The 18,434-nt window shown below is 42.5% G+C and carries 20 protein-coding genes; 11 read left to right on the top strand and 9 right to left on the bottom strand.

Features of this window, described 5'->3' with window-relative positions; all coding sequences use genetic code 11:
• Nucleotides 1–8: 8 nt before the first annotated feature.
• Both C8D97_RS06845 and C8D97_RS06850 read right to left on the bottom strand, forming a co-directional pair.
• On the bottom strand, nt 9–731 hold the full coding sequence (locus C8D97_RS06845; RefSeq protein ID WP_109763007.1) for an OmpA/MotB family protein: 723 nt from the start codon (nt 729–731) through the stop codon (nt 9–11).
• Complete coding sequence (locus C8D97_RS06850; protein ID WP_109763008.1) at nt 724–1,596, bottom strand: motility protein A; 873 nt, start codon at nt 1,594–1,596, stop codon at nt 724–726. The genes C8D97_RS06845 and C8D97_RS06850 overlap by 8 nt, the downstream gene beginning before the upstream one ends.
• Before the next feature lie 332 nt (nt 1,597–1,928).
• Between C8D97_RS06850 and C8D97_RS06855 the strand changes: the two genes are divergently transcribed.
• The 8 genes from C8D97_RS06855 (at nt 1,929) to C8D97_RS06890 (ending at nt 8,756) form a co-directional block, all read left to right on the top strand.
• Nucleotides 1,929–3,230 (top strand): MATE family efflux transporter, encoded by a 1,302-nt coding sequence (locus C8D97_RS06855; RefSeq protein ID WP_146196098.1) that lies wholly within the window; start codon nt 1,929–1,931, stop codon nt 3,228–3,230.
• A 52-nt stretch (nt 3,231–3,282) separates the two neighbouring features.
• Nucleotides 3,283–4,095, top strand: a complete 813-nt coding sequence (locus C8D97_RS06860) for an ion transporter (protein ID WP_109763010.1) — start codon at nt 3,283–3,285, stop codon at nt 4,093–4,095.
• A 227-nt stretch (nt 4,096–4,322) separates the two neighbouring features.
• Nucleotides 4,323–4,697, top strand: a complete 375-nt coding sequence (locus C8D97_RS06865) for a hypothetical protein (protein ID WP_109763011.1) — start codon at nt 4,323–4,325, stop codon at nt 4,695–4,697.
• 86 nt (nt 4,698–4,783) lie between these two features.
• Nucleotides 4,784–5,203: a hypothetical protein gene (locus C8D97_RS06870; RefSeq protein ID WP_210204877.1), complete on the top strand. Its 420-nt coding sequence runs from the start codon at nt 4,784–4,786 to the stop codon at nt 5,201–5,203.
• 158 nt (nt 5,204–5,361) lie between these two features.
• The gene (locus C8D97_RS06875; protein ID WP_109763013.1) at nt 5,362–5,889 is read left to right on the top strand and encodes a hypothetical protein; all 528 of its coding nucleotides are present in this window, start codon (nt 5,362–5,364) and stop codon (nt 5,887–5,889) included.
• A gap of 107 nt (nt 5,890–5,996) precedes the next feature.
• Nucleotides 5,997–6,368 (top strand): hypothetical protein, encoded by a 372-nt coding sequence (locus tag C8D97_RS06880; protein WP_109763014.1) that lies wholly within the window; start codon nt 5,997–5,999, stop codon nt 6,366–6,368.
• A 349-nt stretch (nt 6,369–6,717) separates the two neighbouring features.
• On the top strand, nt 6,718–6,999 hold the full coding sequence (locus C8D97_RS06885) for a hypothetical protein (RefSeq protein ID WP_146196099.1): 282 nt from the start codon (nt 6,718–6,720) through the stop codon (nt 6,997–6,999).
• A 338-nt stretch (nt 7,000–7,337) separates the two neighbouring features.
• Nucleotides 7,338–8,756 carry an alpha-amylase family protein gene (locus tag C8D97_RS06890; protein ID WP_109763016.1) on the top strand — a complete coding sequence of 473 codons (1,419 nt, stop codon included), beginning with the start codon at nt 7,338–7,340 and terminating at the stop codon, nt 8,754–8,756.
• Between the two features lie 197 nt (nt 8,757–8,953).
• On the opposite strand, the gene C8D97_RS06895 is transcribed toward C8D97_RS06890, so the two are convergent.
• Nucleotides 8,954–9,613 (bottom strand): DUF2959 domain-containing protein, encoded by a 660-nt coding sequence (locus tag C8D97_RS06895; RefSeq protein WP_109763017.1) that lies wholly within the window; start codon nt 9,611–9,613, stop codon nt 8,954–8,956.
• Nucleotides 9,614–9,888: 275 nt separating this feature from the next.
• Between C8D97_RS06895 and C8D97_RS06900 the strand changes: the two genes are divergently transcribed.
• The gene (locus tag C8D97_RS06900) at nt 9,889–10,290 is read left to right on the top strand and encodes a hypothetical protein (RefSeq protein ID WP_146196100.1); all 402 of its coding nucleotides are present in this window, start codon (nt 9,889–9,891) and stop codon (nt 10,288–10,290) included.
• Between the two features lie 261 nt (nt 10,291–10,551).
• Nucleotides 10,552–11,088, top strand: coding sequence for a hypothetical protein (locus C8D97_RS06905; protein WP_109763019.1), 537 nt, complete (start codon nt 10,552–10,554; stop codon nt 11,086–11,088).
• A 103-nt stretch (nt 11,089–11,191) separates the two neighbouring features.
• Here the strand turns inward: C8D97_RS06905 and nhaA are convergent, their stop codons facing one another.
• The 6 genes from nhaA to C8D97_RS06935 form a co-directional block, all read right to left on the bottom strand.
• Complete coding sequence (nhaA, locus tag C8D97_RS06910; protein WP_109763020.1) at nt 11,192–12,397, bottom strand: Na+/H+ antiporter NhaA; 1,206 nt, start codon at nt 12,395–12,397, stop codon at nt 11,192–11,194.
• Nucleotides 12,398–12,453: 56 nt separating this feature from the next.
• On the bottom strand, nt 12,454–13,416 hold the full coding sequence (locus C8D97_RS06915; protein WP_170115170.1) for a CorA family divalent cation transporter: 963 nt from the start codon (nt 13,414–13,416) through the stop codon (nt 12,454–12,456).
• A complete protein-coding gene (locus tag C8D97_RS06920) occupies nt 13,403–15,553 on the bottom strand; it encodes a mechanosensitive ion channel family protein (RefSeq protein ID WP_109763022.1) in 2,151 nt (716 codons plus the stop codon). Before C8D97_RS06920 ends, C8D97_RS06915 begins: the two co-directional genes overlap by 14 nt.
• Before the next feature lie 106 nt (nt 15,554–15,659).
• Nucleotides 15,660–16,331 carry a DNA mismatch repair endonuclease MutH gene (gene mutH, locus C8D97_RS06925; RefSeq protein ID WP_109763023.1) on the bottom strand — a complete coding sequence of 224 codons (672 nt, stop codon included), beginning with the start codon at nt 16,329–16,331 and terminating at the stop codon, nt 15,660–15,662.
• 31 nt (nt 16,332–16,362) lie between these two features.
• Entirely contained in the window at nt 16,363–16,983 is a 621-nt protein-coding gene (locus C8D97_RS06930) for a GNAT family N-acetyltransferase (RefSeq protein WP_109763024.1), read from the bottom strand.
• Nucleotides 16,983–17,732 (bottom strand): HAD family hydrolase, encoded by a 750-nt coding sequence (locus tag C8D97_RS06935; RefSeq protein WP_109763025.1) that lies wholly within the window; start codon nt 17,730–17,732, stop codon nt 16,983–16,985. Before C8D97_RS06935 ends, C8D97_RS06930 begins: the two co-directional genes overlap by 1 nt.
• A gap of 143 nt (nt 17,733–17,875) precedes the next feature.
• Here C8D97_RS06935 and rppH point away from each other — a divergent pair, with 143 nt between their 5' ends.
• Complete coding sequence (gene rppH, locus C8D97_RS06940) at nt 17,876–18,409, top strand: RNA pyrophosphohydrolase (protein WP_109763026.1); 534 nt, start codon at nt 17,876–17,878, stop codon at nt 18,407–18,409.
• Nucleotides 18,410–18,434 lie beyond the last annotated feature (25 nt).

The raw sequence follows: 18,434 nt of genomic DNA on the forward strand, positions 1-18,434 counted from the left end.
TTATAAATCTATTCCGTATCAGGCATTCTCAGTAGCATGGCCACGCGTCGATTTTGTTGGCGACCACTGGCGGTGTCATTGCTGGCGCGGGGTTGTGTATCGGCGTAACTGATGGCGCGCAGTCGTTGTTGATCCATTCCCTGGCTGACCAGAAATTTAACCACACTGCTGGCACGAGCGGCGCCCAGTTCCCAGTTGGAGGGAAACTGACTGGTTTCGATTGGAATATTATCGGTGTGGCCTTCTACCAATATGGTTCCTGCGGCCATTTCAAACAGCGGCAATAAATTATTCAGTACCTGTCGACCTTCGGATTTTAAACTCGCCTCACCGGAATCAAACAACATACGATCTTCTATTTGTAATGCGATGTATTCATCTTCCAGAGAGAGCGCAATGTCGTCGCGTAATTTCAGACTGTCCAGAACCTGATGAATTCTTTCTTGCCAGTGTTGCAGCACTAAAGAACTTCGGCCTTCCATTTCCAGTTGTCGCAGCGGTTCAATTTCTTGCTGTAACTGGGAGATGGTTTCCTGTTGTTGATTCACTTTTGACTGGGAGCTTAACAGGTCGATACTCGACATGGATAACAATACAATAAACATCATGGTGAGTAATACAAAAACGTCGAGATAAGGCAACAGCCACGACTCTTCTTTTTGTTGCGCGTTTGTTGTTAATAATTGCTCGACGGGCAGCAATTTATTGCTGTGCTTTACCGGGCTAACCATCTTGCGGCTCTATTTTGGTTTGCAATTCGCGCTCAGCGTTTCGTACCAGACGTTGTGATCGCAATGACGGCTCACTTAATTCTTCCAGATTAACCGGATCGTGCAGTTCATCTTCGTGCTGTGCGATAAAGGATTCTAAAGTTGCGCGAATGAAGGATGGGGTACGTCGTTGGCTCATTAAACTGATGCCTTCCATCACCATGGTCATAAGCATTACCCGACGTTCGGTGCGGCGCTCCAGCTTGGTGGCAATGGGTTTAAATAACAGATTGGAAAAAAGTAATCCGTAAAACGTGGTGACCAGTGCAATGGCCAGATGAAAGCCAATTTCGGAAAAGTTTTTATTATCCATAATGGTTAACATATTAATTAATCCGATAAGCGTACCCAGCATACCAAATGCGGGGGCAAATCCGGCCATGGAAACAAACATTTGCGCTTCGGCCTGTTCTTGTGCGCGTAACCGTGTGATGCGCCAATGCAACAGATCAATAATATCTTGCAGAGGCGTCTTATCGATAACGAGTTGAACACCGGTTTTTAGAAAGGTATTTTCAATGGAATCCAAATCGCGCTCAACACCGCGCAAGTCATCGCGAAACCATTTGCGGGCCAGTTGCTCAATTTCATCGACCTGACGTTTGGCGTCCAGTTGATTATCGTAAAGTACGATGCCCATTAATTTAAACATGCGAAGAAATTCGCGAGCCGGATAGCTGACCAGTGTGGCGGCCAAAGTACCGCCGATAACAATTATTAGACCGGGCACATTTAAGTAGGCCAGTGAGTCCAGGGCGGTTAGCCATATCACAAAGCCAACCACACACAGGCCTGCGATTACGCCAATAATAGTGGAAAAATTCACGTTAAATTCCTTTTATTTGCGAGCAAACGCTGGTTAAGTTGCATCTGCCTGTTATAGATATCGGCGAATAAAACGTCAACTTAAGTGTAGACCATGATCGATCATCATAAGACTTGTTGTTAAAAGTTGTGCAGTGATTGGCAAAATCACAATAAGCACAGATTGCCCTTGTCATCACCATGTCGGGTATATCGCGGTTAGTGGGCTGCATTAGCGCATGGTATTATGGCGCATTCCTGTTAACTCAAACTCGCTCCGTCGCACTAACAGCATTGAGTCCTACTAACCAAAAGAAGAGCTAAGCTTTGATCCGCTATTTGCAAGACCGTTCTGTGCATCGCAATACCTTTGCACTGGCCATCCCCATGATTCTGTCCAATCTAACTGTGCCTATTACAGGGCTGGTGGATACGGCTGTGATTGGTCACCTGGAGCACCCTCACTTTTTAGGCGCAACCGCCATTGGCAGTTTGATCATTACCATGATCATGTGGGCCATGGGCTTTTTAAGAATGAGCACCACAGGGTTAACGGCTCAGGCGTTTGGTTCCGAAGATGGTTTTGCAATGCGGCAGTCGTTGTTTAATGCTGTTCTGCTTGCCTTGATGATCGCCATTATTGTTCTCTTGTCGCAGTCCTTGTTGTGGCAAGTCGCCATTGCCTTTATGGGGGCAAGCCCCGAGGTTACCGAGTTTGCAACGGTGTATTTTGATATTCGTATTTGGGCAATGCCTGCGCTGTTGCTTCGATATGTGTTTGTTGGCTGGTTGCTTGGTATGCATAACGCCAAAGCGCCGCTGATGATCTTGCTGGTGTCCAACATTATCAATATTGCGCTGGATATCCTGTTTGTTGTGTATTGGGATATGGGCGTTGCAGGCGCCGCATGGGCCAGTCTGGTGGCCGATTATTGTGGCTTGTTGGTGGGCATTTTTGCGGTTTATTTTAGGCTCAAAAAAATACCGGCCAGTTATTCTTTTGTTCAGTTAATTCAGCGGAACGCCATCACCCGGTTACTTAAATTAAACCGGGACATTTTTATTCGCACCCTGGCGCTTGAGTCGGTGTTTTACATTCAAACTTCGGTGGGCGCCAGTCTTGGCGATTTGATTTTGGCATCAAATGCGGTTTTGATGAACTTTGTTATGTTAATGGCTCATGGCCTCGATGGTTTTGCCAATGCGGTTGAGGCACTTGCGGGCAAAGCGCTCGGCAAAGCCAGACGGCAGGAATTTATGTCGGCAATTGCCATTTCAGGATTTTGGTCTCTGATATGCAGTTTATTGTTCACGCTGATTTACTGGTTATTGGGTGACATGATCATCAATGGCATGACCAACATTGAAGAAGTGCGGCAGGTGGCTAAAGAGTATTTGCCCTACCTTGTGTTCATTCCTCTGGTGGCGGTATGGAGCTATTGGCTCGACGGAGTGTTTATTGGCATCACCCGCATGACAGAAATGCGTAACAGCATGTTATTTGCTGTGATTTTTGTATTTATTCCTGCGATGTTTTCGGTAAAATTAATCGGCAATCATGGTCTCTGGTTAGCGTTTTACTGCTTTATGTTTATGCGAGCATTAGGATTGGCCATTTACTTATTCCGGTTGGATAAGCAAGGTCGCCTGTGCTGATAAATCTAAAAATTTATATTGATAATTATTCGTCTGGAAAGGTAACCCTGTAATGCGTGCGTCCATTAAAAAGTGGATAGAAACCCCACTGTTTCAAAATACAATCATCGGCATTATTGTCATCAATGCCGTTTTACTGGGTATGGAAACCAATGCCGACATTATGGCGGCTTATGGCAATTTGTTGCATACGCTGGATAGCATTATTCTGGGTATTTTTGTGGTGGAAATTATTTTAAGGCTGTTTACTTATCGGTTGGCCTTTTTTAAAGATCCCTGGAGTTTGTTTGATTTTATAATTGTTACCATCTCACTGATCCCATCGAGCGGTCCCTTTGCTATTTTGCGGGCGCTCAGAGTGTTACGTGTGCTGCGATTGGTGTCGGTTGCGCCCAGTATGCGTTCGGTGGTCACTGCACTGATTCAGTCATTACCCGGTATGGGCGCAATCGTTGCTTTGTTAAGTCTTATTTTTTATATATCGGCGGTTATGGCGACTACCTTGTTCAGCGAAAATTTCCCGGAATGGTTTGGCACACTGGGTAAAACATTTTATACCCTGTTCCAAATTATGACGCTGGAAAGCTGGTCGATGGGTATTGTTCGGCCGGTAATGGAAAAGCAGCCCATGGCTTGGTTGTTCTTTATTCCATTTATATTGGTGGCAACCTTTACCATGCTTAATTTATTTATTGCGGTTGTGGTTAATGCCATGCAAACACGGCATGAAATAGCGCAAGGTAAAACCGATAAAGAAGCACTATCGGAAGCGCACAGCGAGCGAGAAATTCTTTACCATGAAATTATGCATTTGCGAAAAGAAATGCGCAGTTTGAGTAAAGAGTTAAATAAGCAGAATGAATGATTGATACAGTAAGTTAATCGACGTAAAAAAACGGTTTATATAAAAAAATAGCGGCGGTTTGCCTAGCTCTCCGAGATAGAGCCAGAAATCACATTTCGACAAACGATTGATTATTAATAATATTTGATACATTCTTCATTGAATCGAGATAGAAAACAGACGCGCTGGTATATATTGCATGTTGCGTCAGAATCAACTGTTAGAGGTTAATTGAGTTGAACTACACTATGTGGCAAATTACCATAGTTTTGATTGCTTTCGGGATGGTTTTGTTAAGTATGTTTTGTGTGCTTTTTCCGAAAAAACTAGTAGAGAGTATGCCATATCTCGTAACTTCAAAGGTAGCAAGATATAGCGATGTAGCTGTTAGAGTTATGTTGGGAGTTTCACTTATTTTGTCAGCCAACACTGCGAAATATCCGTTAGTCTTTAGCTTTGTTGGTTATTTATCTATAGCTGCTGTACTAGCCATAGTAATACTGAGTGATAGAAAATTAGAAAGTATTGTTAATTATTTGGGAGAGAAACTGCCTATTTGGACAGTTCGATTGGTGTGTATTTTTAGTGCACTTGGTTTTGCTTTTCTCATTTACGGCATCTAACAAAGTTACCTCTAACTAGCGATTGGTGTCGCGAATCGATAGATAGTGCGATAAGAGATATAGCGTGAAATGAAATTGAAATTAATATGATATTTGAACCCTTTGTTGGCCTTGGGATGTTGAAATTTGGCATGGAAAAGGCTGAAGTGGAATCGCTACTAGAGAATATTTCCGGTGTTGGCGACTGCATTTTTGAAGATGGAAAATTGAGTGCTTTTTCAATATATCCAGATGACGCAGACAGCCTTATTATTTCTGGTGACGAAATACTTAAAATGGATCGACTTACTGCAGCTCTTAACCTTGCGTATCAGAGTGGAGATTATGGTCAAGCTCAGGGTGGCTCGCTTTATTTTATGGATTTAGGTTGCGCCATATTGCAGTTTGAATCACCATCGCGTGAGTTCTTTTTATTCTCACAGGGCTACGATACTGGGGAGCCTTTAATGGAAATGTCGCCCGATACTATAGAGGCGTATTACGAAGAAAATAACTGGGATGATTGAGAGCAATTTACTTTTTGGGCAGCAATCATCTAACAAGTTGCTCCATTTGCGCAGCGGTCTACGCTCCTTTTTGTGCATTCGCTGCGCTCAGGATTGCACAAAAATCCACTACAACCGCTGCGCAAATGAGCAAGGCGTTATGCCCTAAGGAGAGTTCTGTGAAAATATTCTTAAAAATGAAGGCTTGGCAATTATTTATTCTTGTCTTTTTACCAATGTTAGCGCCAATGTTTCTTTTTCCTATTAGTTCAAATTATGAAGTCGCCTACGGTGTTACTACATTCATTTGGATGCTTGTGTTAGTGGGCTGGATGTATTCAGTAGGCGCTGAAGCAAATCAGAGGCTACCTGAAACTTTAAGGAAAAATATGGCTATATACAGGTTAGGCTACGGTGTAACCATTTTTTATTGTTTGCTGTTGCTATTTGTTGGTTTTCCACCAACTGAGCAAAGCGTAGATGGTCAAGTTACTATGCCAGCTTGGTTTGTCCCACTTCATCTAGCTTCTATGTTCGGTATGTTTTATGGGTTATGGTTTACTGCAAAACAATTTATGACTCACCAGAAGGGTGAATCAGTAAGTTTCTTTGAGTACAGCGGTCCGTTTTTTCTATTTTGGTTCGCTCCCATAGGCGTTTGGTTTTTACAACCTAAGATTAATAGGGCGTTCAATAATGAGGCATAACAAACGGCTAACCAGACAAATATTTCCTGTCACATTTTTTGCAAAGACACGAAAAAAACCGCCATCAAATATTTATTTGCGCGGTTAGCTGGGCGTTAAGTGTATCTATGGATGATCGAGCTTTTACAAAACTGACCGAGTACCTTCAGCAGGTTCCAGCAATTGAGGGCACTATCGGTCACGGGGCAGATGATGGCCGGTGGTGGGTTAAGTTCACAATTGACATCGACCATCAGTTGGCGTGGCAAACCGTGCAAGAGATTGGGCATGTACTTAACTATTTGTCTGTGAATGAACGTCTGCCAACGTCCTTTCATCCTGTGTCGCCACCACCATACATGAATGGCGGTCCAGCGGAGTTTCTATCTTGGGTTATAGAGTGTCACGATCCTGAGTTCAAGCCGGGAACGTGTGCAAAGTGGTTAGAGGGTAGGTTGCCCAATCCGGTAGCAGACCTCGAGCAATGGGAAATGGAGTGAGCACATTTAACAAATTGTTGCAGTACGTACCGGGTCTAGCAGCCCTCCACCGGACAGTCTTCTCGCCGCTTCGTTCTGCCAAGGCTACTGCTTAACAACGGCGTTAAATATAATCAAGTATTTCTTAGAGCATCAGTCTAAGTAAATCATAAATGTTGTGGGTGTCCTAGACATTTTGGTGCTATGGTATTGATCAAATTATGTAAGTATTATTATTAAAATGAAGATTGTTTTTACCATCATCGTGAACGCTCTTTTCTTTAACATGTCATTTGCATGCTCGTGGCACGGCGACCTAAATAGTTATAAAAGATATGGTATTCCGATAGGATTCGTAGGAAAGCTTACTATGAAAGGCTATGAGCGAGACGTCTATGGAAATATTATAAATCAGTGGGGTAAATTTGATCCTATAAAAATGATTAGGGGTACATGGAGCACAGAAAAGAAAGTTATTTTTTCTAAAGAGCTAGGGCCACCATTACTTGTCTTAAATAGGCTTTATGTTATCCATGCGAACGATAATGGGGAGTATATTGTGCCTTGTTATTGGTTTGGAAGCTTGCAGTCGTTTAACTCAATAAAAGATGAAAGGTTTATTCGTTTTGAAAAATTCCTTTCCAATCCGTGAGTTGATAACTACGATGGTTGGTCAAATTATGCAGGTGTTAGATACAAACAAATATTTAGTAGAGCACCATTTTAAATAAAAACTAAGTAACATCGCGCTTATTTTTATCCCTCCTCGCGATGGTAATATCACCATTTCTTAATTGCATACGTATGCAATCTGTATTCATACGTATGTATTCTCGGTAAGGTGTTGTTCAACACAAATCTTCAAGATCTGTTTTAACAGTTGGCGTTTTTGTGAGGCTTAAAAAAATAATAACCTCAATGCCATAAGTCCACTGTTGGAGTGAGTCGTACCGTTCAGTGATCCAATAATATTCTAATCAGGTGATCGCTATGTCCATTAAGTTATCTTATCTGTATCGAGCAATAGCTCTTATTGTTTCGTTTAATCTATTACTGTCGTCGTCCGTTAAGGCGGATGTTATTTTGCATGCATTTAACTGGCACTATAATGAAGTTAAACAAAGAGCTGCAGAAATTAACAATGCCGGTTATAAAAAAGTATTAGTTGTGCCACCGCTAAAATCCGCCAAAAGTGGCTGTGCCTGGTGGCAACGCTATCAGCCTCAAGATATACGCGTGATTGATCATTGCAAAGGCAATAAACAATCCTTTGCCGCCATGATTGCAACGTTACGGCAATATAATATTGATGTGTACGCCGATATTGTGCTGAATCACATGGCTAACGAACGCAACAATAGCCAAAATTTTCCCGGTAGTAGTGCGTTAAATAATTATCAAAGTAATGCCGGTTACTGGAACAATCAAAAACTGTTTGGCAATTTATCTAATGGCTTATTTTCTAGTTATGACTTTCATCAACCGCCTAAATGCATTTCCGATTATACCAACGTAGGGGATGTGCAATGGAACCGTTTATGCGGCGGAAATGGTGATAAAGGTTTGCCGGATATCGATCCGAATAACTGGGTTATTCAGCAACAACGTAATTATTTACAGTCGTTAAAGAATATGGGCGTGAAAGGCTTTCGGGTTGATGCGGCCAAACATATGACGAACTGGCATATTAATCAAATATTTACCAGTAGCATTAAAAACAATATGCATGTGTTTGGTGAAGTGATCACCAATGGCGGTGCGGGTGAAGTGGAATACGATCGTTTTTTGAAGCCTTACCTGGATGCCACCGGACACAGTGCTTACGACTTTCCATTATTTCAAACCATTCGTCAGGCATTTGGGTATAGCGGAGGATTGTCGTCGCTGGTAAATCCTCAAGCCTATGGTCAGGCGTTACCGGCTAATAAAGCGGTGACCTTTACCGTAACCCATGATATTCCCAATAACGATGGATTCCGATACAACATTATGAATTCAACCGATGAATTATTGGCTAATGCGTATATTTTGGGAAAAGACGGTGGTACGCCCATGATTTACAGCGACCACGGTGAAAGTGGTTCGCGGGATGGTAATCGCTGGTACGATTATTTCACAAAAAGCAGCATCAAAAAAATGATCGGTTTTCATAACGCGATGAATGGTAAGTTTATGGAGGTTCTGGCTTCCAATAATTGCGCCATATTATTTCGACGGGCGGAAGATGGAATAGTGGGTATTAATAAATGCGGTAGTACTCAGTATTTTAATGTCAGTACGCACAGCCGGTTTAAGTGGTATCGACATTATCGTGATGTTAACTCGGGTAATAACGAAATCTATATCACTTCGGGCAGTTACACATTTGCTTTACCAGCGCGTAATTGGAAAATGTGGCAAGTAAATTAGTGAAGTCACTAAGAGCTGTTGATTAATAAATATTAAAAGCACGTCAAGATTACACTGGTTTCAGTTACATGACTTTAGTTACCCTGACTTCAGTAACAATAGTATCCGTTGGCGTGCTTTTTAAGTGATTATTATGGTGTTATTAAATAATTCTTAAAGAATCCATAACGAATGCTTAAAGAACATAAAGCGCGCTCTTAAGGCGTTGCCATTTTTGCAATAAACGCATTTGCGCTATCGATGGAACGATTCATTTGCGTGATGAGTCGATCAACACTTAATTCAATACTGCTTAACTCGCCTTTTAATGATGCAATCGCCTGAGCATTTAAGTTGTGTTTTAAAAATAAGGTTTGATCCTTAAAAACATTCAGTACCGGGTAAATGGATTTTTCTGCCCGTTTCATACTGCGCATAAGTTGCCGATATTGTTGTCGGGTTTGTTGCAATTGTGCGGCGCTTTTCTGTCGCAGTGACTGACTGGTGTATTGGCCAAGTTCCTGTTGCCACTCATCGAATAACGCTTCGGAAACACTTTCCACGGCTTCTATGCGATCGGATACTTCTTCGGCAGCGGCTTTGCTTGCCAGATATTCATCATTGAGCTGTTGGTAATAGTCATTGAGATCACCACCATCAAACGCCATAACCGATTTAAATTGTGCCAGTGCCGACTGAAACTGCTGCTTTGCCTGTTGTTGGCTGTCGCGTGTTTTTTCGACCCGACTGATCATTACATCGCGCTTATGAATACCGACTTTTTCAAGGGCGCCATAGTAAGTGGATTGGCAACCACTTATTAAGCTGTTTACACACAGCAAGGTAATGATAGTTATTAATGAATGGGCTATTCGCATGATTTTGAACCCTTGTTTAAGTAATTCGGACTACTCTATTGTGGAACCTCATATTATTCAAGTTGTTCCTACCGCGAATATAACCGAGGAAGCCGCCACCAATTGATGGAGAAATCAGGCGGACTGCGAGATCCTGTGCTAGGTTTAATAAGTGATCGTCAATAGGGCAACGCAATGGGCACTTTTTTAATCCACTGATTTAATTTAAGTCCCTATGTCGGTAGGTAAGAAACGACAGCTGAATGTATTGCTGAATTTACAAGTGAGGGTAATTCATGAACATTAAGAAGCGCTTTTCAGGAAGGTTTTGGGGATTAATCGTTGGTTTGGTTATGAGCATTAGTTTTCCTGCTCAGGCAGCAAAAGACAGTGCAGAAATCTCATTATCACTGAGTTTTAATAAAGGCCCCGTATGCAGTGTTAACGGTGTTGCGGTAGCTGACAGTGGCTATAAAAAATATGACGAAGATTCCATTTCATGGAAAACAGGTTGTAAAGTCGCTATTCCTAAATCTATGACGCATTGTATTTTAACCGGACAATCGGTGTCGAATTCAGATGCTATCTCGAGCTGGTCAAGTGTGGTTAAAGACGGATACGTGATGGGAAAGCTGATCTCTGAGTCGGATATTAATACCAATTTTGGCAAGTTTAACGCGCATTATTTTTGTCATTGATCAACATTTTGATATTGAAACGGCTTGGGTGAAATAAATGGGGTCTTCTAACATTGATTGTTACTCAAGCCATCTCTTATTATTAAAAACATAAATAATTCAATCAATTATCCGCTTATTTTACCCAGTTTTACCCATTCAAGCTGAGTTTGCCCGGCAATTTTCTCGTACTCTCCAGTGCTCTGATAAATACTGAAATGGCTTGAGCGATGGTCATTAAGTCCAGACGCTTTGTTTTTATCAGAAATATTGGAGTGATGTATGAATAGTGTTAAACGATCCTTAGTAATGTCTGTTTTTTCTGTATACGCCGGTTCGGCACTGGCCATTGATACGCCTGACTGGGGCAATCCTTATGATCTTTATATAGGAGGAGTAACCTATAATGGATCGGGCTACACCGGACACAGTGGCATGCATGGTTCTGTCGTGAGTGGAAGTACCATGGGTATTTGTAACAGCCGACTGCAGGATAAAAAGAGTATGCACCAGTCAGCGGGTGACTCATTTGTTTCTCAGGTAAACTGCTACTTAAAAACCACGGTGCTGCACGAGCCGCAAATTGTTTCACCCGATTTAGGTGGTGGCAATACAGGCACAACACCCATACACGTTGAACTGGATGCGTTAGAGGAAAAGTATGATCTGCAGGGGTATCAGCAGGAGTTAAATGCGATCCAAAAGCGTTATAACATTAGTGGGTTTAGACAAGAGTTCGAACAACTTTATATTCGATCATTACAAAGCAGCTCGTCACAAGAAGATTCTGCAAAAGAATCGACTGCAGAACGACGATAATTGTAGAGGCCGGATGAAATAATACTCATCCGGCAATTTAGATATTCTGGTTTCAAGTCTTGTTCGTTGAGTGAGTCAAATGAGTTAAATGAGTTAAAAGCAATTATGTCTCAGTCTTGTTTTCGGTTTTTTCGGACGGTGAAGCAAGCCATAATAACAGGACACCAACAATAGCCGAGCAGCCAGAGCCGAGCAAAATTGCCAGTCGGTCTATTCGAGCTTCTCCTGCGCCACCTTCTGAAAATGCCAGAGAGGCTATAAATAAACTCATGGTAAAGCCGATACCACACAGGAATGCCACGCCAGAAAATTGCATCCAGTTGCTGTGTTTGGGTAGTTGACTTAATCCCAGTAGAATAGCCATTCCGCAAAACAAAAGTACTCCCAAAGGTTTGCCCACAAATAACCCCAGGAATATTCCAATGGGTATATCGGCACTTAAGTTAGCCAGTGATAGATTTTCAAGCACCACACCGGCATTTACAAAAGCAAATACTGGAAGGACTAAAAAGTACACATAAGGGTGCAGATTACTGGTTAGTCGATGATTAGAGATGGCTCCAAAGTCTTCATCTTTTGATCGCACCAGAGGAATAAATAACGCGTTAATAACACCGGCGAGTGTTGCGTGAACGCCTGACTTTAAAAAACAGATCCACACCAAAATACCAAACAAAACATAAGGCGCTATGCGTTTTACTTTTAGTCGGTTAAGCACAAACATTCCAATTAATCCGATGCTGGCTAAGGCCAGAGATAATAACGACAGCTTTGAGGTGTAGAAAACAGCGATCACCAGAATGCCGACAAGATCATCGACAATCGCCAATGTCAGTAAAAATAACTTTAATGAACTGGGGGCACGGGTGCCAAGCAGGGCGAGAATGCCCAGCGAGAAAGCAATGTCTGTTGCAGTGGGTATGGCCCAGCCATGAGCCGACAGTTGATTTTGGTAATTAAACAAAAGATAAACCGCTGCTGGAACAATAATACCCCCAGCGGCACCTATAATGGGCAGCACAATATTTTTTGGCTGGCTTAGTTGACCTATTAACAGTTCACGCTTTAATTCCAAACCGATAAGGAAGAAAAAAATAGCCATCAGGCCATCATTCACCCATAACAATAATGGTTTTTTCAGTGAAAAAGCATCGGCACGAACTTCAACTTCTAATAGCAGAAAGTTAGAGTACTGTTCTGCATAAACCGAGTTTTTGAGTAACATGGCCAGTAGCGCAAAAACGATCAACAAAATTGCGGGCGTGGACTCATTGTGTAACAGGCGATTGGCTAAACTCTGATTTTGCATTGGATTTTCCAGTCTCTAATTAGAACGAAAGATAAACACGCTCTAGCTAAGCCTGCTTAAAACCATTTTTTCCATTTTAAATAAATAATTTCTATGGCGGCGATGATCAACAGAATGACACAAACAATAGTAAACGCGGTATTGCTTTCAACACCGGGCATACCGCCAACATTAATTCCCAGTAAGCCGGTTAAAAATGAAACAGGAATAAATACAGCGGTTATCAGTGAAATCAAATAAAGATTTTTATTCACTCGCTGAGACAGTTTATTGGATTCGTGGTTTTCCACCAGCTGGCAACGTTCTTTTACCAGTGCCAGTTCTTCAACTTCGTGGGTCATATCATCATCCAGTTCCTGAAGTTGGAACTGAGTTTCTTGATCAAGCCATGACAGTTTGATATTCATCAGTTTTCTTAGCACCTCCTGCTGAGGTGATAGATAACGCCATAGCTTGGCTGCGCTTCGTCTAGACTCTTCGATAAACTCAATGTCGATGGTTTTCCCTTCATCAATATTATCTTCAATTTCATCCAGTCGATTGGCAAGTTTGGTAACTTGTGATTCTATTTTTAATAAAATACTTTGCAGTAACTTTATAAACAGTTCTTGTATGTCGCAGCTTTCAGCGTTTGAACTGGTAATTGACGATCGAACTTCGGTGATACTTTGCAGGCGACGACTGCGGAAGCAAATAAGCTTAGTGCCATCAAAATATATTCGCACACTGACCATGTCTTCTGGTTCGGAGTCCGGATTAAGGTTAATACCACGAATGAATAACAAAACTTGATTTTCACGTGTTATCCAGAGTCTTGGTCTAACGTCCGGGTCGAGCAGTGATTGCTTATGTGTGTGTGACAAATCAACCTGACTTAATACCTGCTCAACAGAGGTTTCATCTTTGTAGTCCAGAGTTAACCACTGTGGTGCATCCTTATCGAGCGCATCGAATCCATCGACTGTTTGCCATGAAGAATCTTTTAGCTGAACAAATTGTGGCGGATTAATCTCTGTCATTATTTTGGCTCCGTGTGGCATCACTTCGTATATGCAAATCACGTTGTGGGAATGGAATTTCAATATTATGTTGACGGAAAGCCGCGTCAATCTGGAAGTTTAATTCACTGCGCACCCGATTAATGGTGGCGATGTCTTTTAAGAATGCGCGTATTTCAAAGTTTAAACTGCTCTCACCAAACTCCCAGAACAAAATTTGACATGGATACTGTGGATCATCGGTGATCAAATCAGGGTGTTGTTTAGTAATATCCGATAAAACGTTTTCAACTTTATCGGAGTCACTGCCATAGGCCACGCCAACCATTAATTTTATTCGGCCTATACTGTCGTTTAACATCCAGTTTGTTACCTGATTCGTCAGCAAGTCAGAGTTGGGTACAATTATATCCGCGCGATCAAACGTTTGTATTTCGGTAGCGCGAATATTAACGTTTTTAACAAACCCTTCGGTATTGCCGATAACAATCCAGTCTCCGCGCTTGATGGGGCGTTCTATTAATAGAATGAGTCCGGAGACAAAGTTGCTGACGATGTTTTGCAAACCAAAACCAATGCCAATAGAGAACGCGCCAGCAATCAGTGCCAGATTTTGCACACTGAATCCGGCAATGGATAAGCCAATGAGTCCCGATGTAACGACTGCCGAATACCAAAAAATGGCCGCCAATGCTTCACTGCTGCCTTTGGTGGGTTGCAGTGACTTATGCGCCCGGCTTTCAATTTTTATCTGTAAAAACTTTGATAACACCAGCAGCAATCCAAAAATGCTGATGCCATAAACAATTGCCAGCAGTGATAAGGAAATACTGCCAATATCAAAGCCATGAGTGATGCCGTTAATAATTTGATCGGACACATGCAAAGGCAATCCCAGATAAGGGATCATTAAAATCAGTACAAATAAAATGCCTGCACCTATGAGACCCCATTTTACCCAGGGAAAACCCGGCAGTGGCTCGCGGCTATTATCATTTAATAACTTTTGCCGAAGCTGTTGTAAAAACTCACTGAGTTGCTCAACAAATAACGGTACGGATTTTTTGATCAGTCGGCCAATCAACCAGATAATATTAATGGTCACCGCCGTTAATAATATTTGGTGAGCCAGTTGATGAAAGCCTATACTGTCGATGGTTAAAATTAAAACGGCTCCAGTAACAAAACCAAGCCATACTTTAGTGCTTAAGTTTGCGGTAAGGGTTAATAAAACCACCAGCCAGGCAATAATAAACAGGGTATCCATAATTAACGGCTGTGGCAGTTCGCCAGTCACTTCAAAATTCAATAAATAAATTAAGCTGGTGGCGGCGAAGGCATAGCTGACTATCAGGCGTGTAAAACTTTTCCAGGAAAACCGATTTTCAAACCCCAGAAACAACATCGATGTAATAATAAACCCCTGCCAGTACCCGGTCTGACTGTTTACATCGCTACTATCCATTAACCAGTGGGTGATAAAACTGATAAAGCCAAACAACAAAATCAGTGCGTAGGTGATTTGTTTTTGTTTGACTGCTCGATTCTCCGAAAAATCTTTTTGTCCATTGCTTGAGGCATTGACTTGCTTTAATACAAACCAGAAAACCATAAACAGGGCAATGCTTAAATAAAACGCCAAACTGTTAACGGCTTGATAAACTGATGGCGTAATGGCAGGTTGCAGCGATAGGGAAACATCGCTTTTAGCGGCTGCAATATCCGAATGCTCATTTAAAAGACCGCGCTGGCGAGTTTTATAACGGAAAAACGAATCTTTATTTAACTGTTGTATTGCGTCTTTTTTTAACCGGTTTAATGAGGCTTTTAACTGTTTACAGAGCTGCTGGGTTGCGCTGTCATTATTATTGCCGGTTTTGTCGTTACTGCTGCCTGTTTCGCTGTCTTTTGTTTCAGCTTTATTTTTTACTGAATTAGTTTGCGATGAGTCTTCTGCACACTGTTTAATTTCACCACTTAAAGTAAGCAACTTTTTATAATGTGCGTGTAACCGGGAGGCTTTTAAATCATCAACCGTTACTTTTTCCAGCTTTTGGATTTCAGTTTTAAAATACTGAACACTCAGCTCGGAATATTCTTCGCTGAGCAGTAAAGGAGTACTTAATGATAAAAATACCAATAGCCAGAATTTCAACATGATTAGATACCGGGACAAAGACTTGACTTGATAGTGGTATTAAATCACTAATAATTCAAGCAAATTATTCTGTTAGCGCTGTTTATTCCGCTTGGATAAACACAGTCTAATAGCAAAGAGACTCTAATATTGACCTGGTAAAGTTAGAGCGTAAATAAAAGCCTCGGGGCAAGGTTTTAATGATATCCCCATCGGGCCCGATGGCTTCTGTCAGCACCGATGCATTGGCGGCTTTCGGTCTTATTTGTAATGCTTCGCCAAATCTTGAGTTTAACTGGCCCAGTTGGCCGAGCATCACTTTTTCCATGGCGTCTTCCCAGTCGCAACGTAAAACGGCTTCTTGCTCAGGAGAGGGTGACCAGAGAACCGGCGTGGCTACCATGCGCTGTTGTATGGCTACGCCTTTAAGTGACACTATTGGAAACCACAATACCTTTGCCAGTTTTTTGCGAACCAGACTGTTGTGCCATTGTTCACGGTGAGTATTCATAAGATGAACCACGCTGACATAGGTGGACTCTAATGGTTTACCTGTTTCATCAATGGGAATGGTTTTTAGCTCCACGCCTAGCTGTGGAAAATCAGGCTCAGGAAGTGAGCCTGCGGTTGCGCCAAGTAATTGCTCAATAAACTGACCAATCCAGCCTTTTTCAATAAGCAGGTTATCGGGCATATTGGCAGCGTGTTGGTTTGCCAGATCGCCCAGTGTTCGACCCGACAACTGCCTTGCCCGCGTCATTAACTCATCAATACTGGTTGGCGGATTTATAAAACTCATTCCGAATGTTTAGCTACCGATTGTTGTTTGTTTAGCGTGTTGAGGGCGACGGGGATGAAGATTGCGTCAGTTTAAACTGCAAATGTTGTTTTACCATAGGCCATTCCTCATCGAGGATTGAAAATACCACTTTATCGGCGGTGCTGCCGTCTTTGGCTACAATAAATTTTCGCAGGATGGCGTCCTGTTTTGCGCCCAGCCGTGCAATGGCATTTCGAGAAGCATGATTCATCCAGTGGGTTCTAAATTCAACGGCAATGCGATTGAGTTGCTCAAAGGCGTGGCGTAACAGCAACAGTTTGCACTCGGTATTTACAGCTGAGCGCTGATAAGATTTTGCGTACCAGGTATAGCCAATTTCTATGCGCCTGTTTTGTTCGCTGGCATTGCAAAATCGGGTGCAACCGATAATGCTATTGCTGGCAAGATGGCGTACCACAAACGGCAAAGCGGTATTATTACGCTGTTGCTCGAGTGCTGTTTGCAGGTAGTCATCAATCGTTTGAGCAGAAGGCACGCCGGTAAACCAGAGTTGCCAAAGTTCACCATCGCTGGCGGCTTTAAGCAAGGCGTCTTTATGCTCTATCAGTAGTGGCTCCAAAGCCACGTGAGAGCCTGTTAATGTCACGGTTTTCATTAAATCATGCTCCATTAATTCATGCTCCAGTTGTCCATACTCAAGTTATCCATGCTCCAGTCGAGAATTGGCCAGCCATTTTTAATGGCGGTGTTTTTTAAGGTGTTGTCTGGCGTAACTACTATTGGTTTGCCAACTCGCTGCAATAGTGGCAAATCATTGTGAGAGTCAGAATAAAAACAGGCTACAGATAAGTCAAAAGGATATTGTTCGGGCGCGTCTGACTTTATGGGTGGAGCGTGTTGAAGATCTTGTTGCCGATCCATTTGCTCTAACCAATGCTCAAGACGAAGGATTTTTCCATCGCGGTACGACGGTGTGCCAAGGGTACGACCGGTAAACCGGCCATCAATGCACTCAAGCTCACTGGCGATAAGATGAGGAATACCCAGAGACTGAATCGCTGTCGAGGCTAAAAAATGATTGGTCGCCGTGATCACCAGTAGCGTATCACCACGAGCCTGATGTTGCTTGATGCAGTCTATGGCAGCCGGGCGCAGATTCGGTTTTAAATATTCGCGCTCAAACTGCTTTGCCAGTTGTATAAGTTGTTCCGGGGAAAATTGCGCCAGCGTATTAGCGCAAAACCTCAAAAATTGTGACATATCCAGCTGACCGTCCAGATAGTCCTGGTAGAAGCGGTTTTTTTCTGCCTGATAATGTTGGGCATCCACAAGCCGTTGTTGCGACAGAAAATCGCCCCACAGTTGATCGCAGTCGCCTTCCAGAATTGTATGGTCGAGATCAAAAATGGCTAATGGCATATTATCGGAGTTAACGGTTGTGGCTTAATAAGAGCGGGCCATTTTAAATCACTTGAAGCGCACATTCCTTATAATTTTTTGTTTGCCGAAACGGCTAACTTGTGGTTGAATGATTTTAAGAAGAATTTAATTGGTAATTATAAGTGATTGATTCAGAAGGATTTCGTGCCAACGTAGGCATAATCGTCTGTAATGAATCTGGTCAATTACTTTGGACACGGCGTGCTGGCCAGAATTCCTGGCAATTCCCTCAAGGTGGGGTGAATGAAGGGGAGACACCCGACGAAACCATGTTTCGAGAACTCTACGAAGAGATCGGGCTGTCCAGACAAGATGTAAAGGTTCTGGGATCAACCAAAAACTGGTTGCGATATCGTTTACCCAGTCGTTATATCCGACACGACAGTGTTCCACTGTGTATTGGTCAGAAACAGAAATGGTATCTGTTGAAATTAATGTCCGACGAAAGTCGACTTGATTTTGCCACCACCAATCATCCCGAGTTTGATGATTTTATGTGGGTGGGTTACTGGTATCCGTTAAGACAAGTGGTTGCGTTTAAGCGCGATGTGTATCGGCAGGCGTTATTGGAACTGTTGCCGGTGATGCATGATCAGCAGCGTCATCAGCGTCAAAAGCGAGCCAGACGGAGGCATCAGCAGCGCAAACATAACTGAACCTATCCTCTCCCTGTTCCCTATC

This window comes from Pleionea mediterranea (genome assembly GCF_003148745.1).
Taxonomy (GTDB): Bacteria; Pseudomonadota; Gammaproteobacteria; order Enterobacterales; family Kangiellaceae; genus Pleionea; species Pleionea mediterranea.

Coding starts and splice junctions, on each gene's coding strand:
- mutH (WP_109763023.1), bottom strand. CDS start 16,331: ATGAGTTTTATAAATCCGCCAACCAGTATTGATGAGTTAATGACGCGG.
- C8D97_RS06870 (WP_210204877.1), top strand. CDS start 4,784: ATGATATTTGAACCCTTTGTTGGCCTTGGGATGTTGAAATTTGGCATG.
- nhaA (WP_109763020.1), bottom strand. CDS start 12,397: ATGCAAAATCAGAGTTTAGCCAATCGCCTGTTACACAATGAGTCCACG.
- C8D97_RS06860 (WP_109763010.1), top strand. CDS start 3,283: ATGCGTGCGTCCATTAAAAAGTGGATAGAAACCCCACTGTTTCAAAAT.
- C8D97_RS06935 (WP_109763025.1), bottom strand. CDS start 17,732: ATGCCATTAGCCATTTTTGATCTCGACCATACAATTCTGGAAGGCGAC.
- C8D97_RS06895 (WP_109763017.1), bottom strand. CDS start 9,613: ATGCGAATAGCCCATTCATTAATAACTATCATTACCTTGCTGTGTGTA.
- C8D97_RS06885 (WP_146196099.1), top strand. CDS start 6,718: ATGAAAGGCTATGAGCGAGACGTCTATGGAAATATTATAAATCAGTGG.
- C8D97_RS06890 (WP_109763016.1), top strand. CDS start 7,338: ATGTCCATTAAGTTATCTTATCTGTATCGAGCAATAGCTCTTATTGTT.
- C8D97_RS06845 (WP_109763007.1), bottom strand. CDS start 731: ATGGTTAGCCCGGTAAAGCACAGCAATAAATTGCTGCCCGTCGAGCAA.
- C8D97_RS06880 (WP_109763014.1), top strand. CDS start 5,997: ATGGATGATCGAGCTTTTACAAAACTGACCGAGTACCTTCAGCAGGTT.
- C8D97_RS06905 (WP_109763019.1), top strand. CDS start 10,552: ATGAATAGTGTTAAACGATCCTTAGTAATGTCTGTTTTTTCTGTATAC.
- C8D97_RS06920 (WP_109763022.1), bottom strand. CDS start 15,553: ATGTTGAAATTCTGGCTATTGGTATTTTTATCATTAAGTACTCCTTTA.
- C8D97_RS06865 (WP_109763011.1), top strand. CDS start 4,323: ATGTGGCAAATTACCATAGTTTTGATTGCTTTCGGGATGGTTTTGTTA.
- C8D97_RS06900 (WP_146196100.1), top strand. CDS start 9,889: ATGAACATTAAGAAGCGCTTTTCAGGAAGGTTTTGGGGATTAATCGTT.
- C8D97_RS06915 (WP_170115170.1), bottom strand. CDS start 13,416: ATGACAGAGATTAATCCGCCACAATTTGTTCAGCTAAAAGATTCTTCA.
- C8D97_RS06930 (WP_109763024.1), bottom strand. CDS start 16,983: ATGGAGCATGATTTAATGAAAACCGTGACATTAACAGGCTCTCACGTG.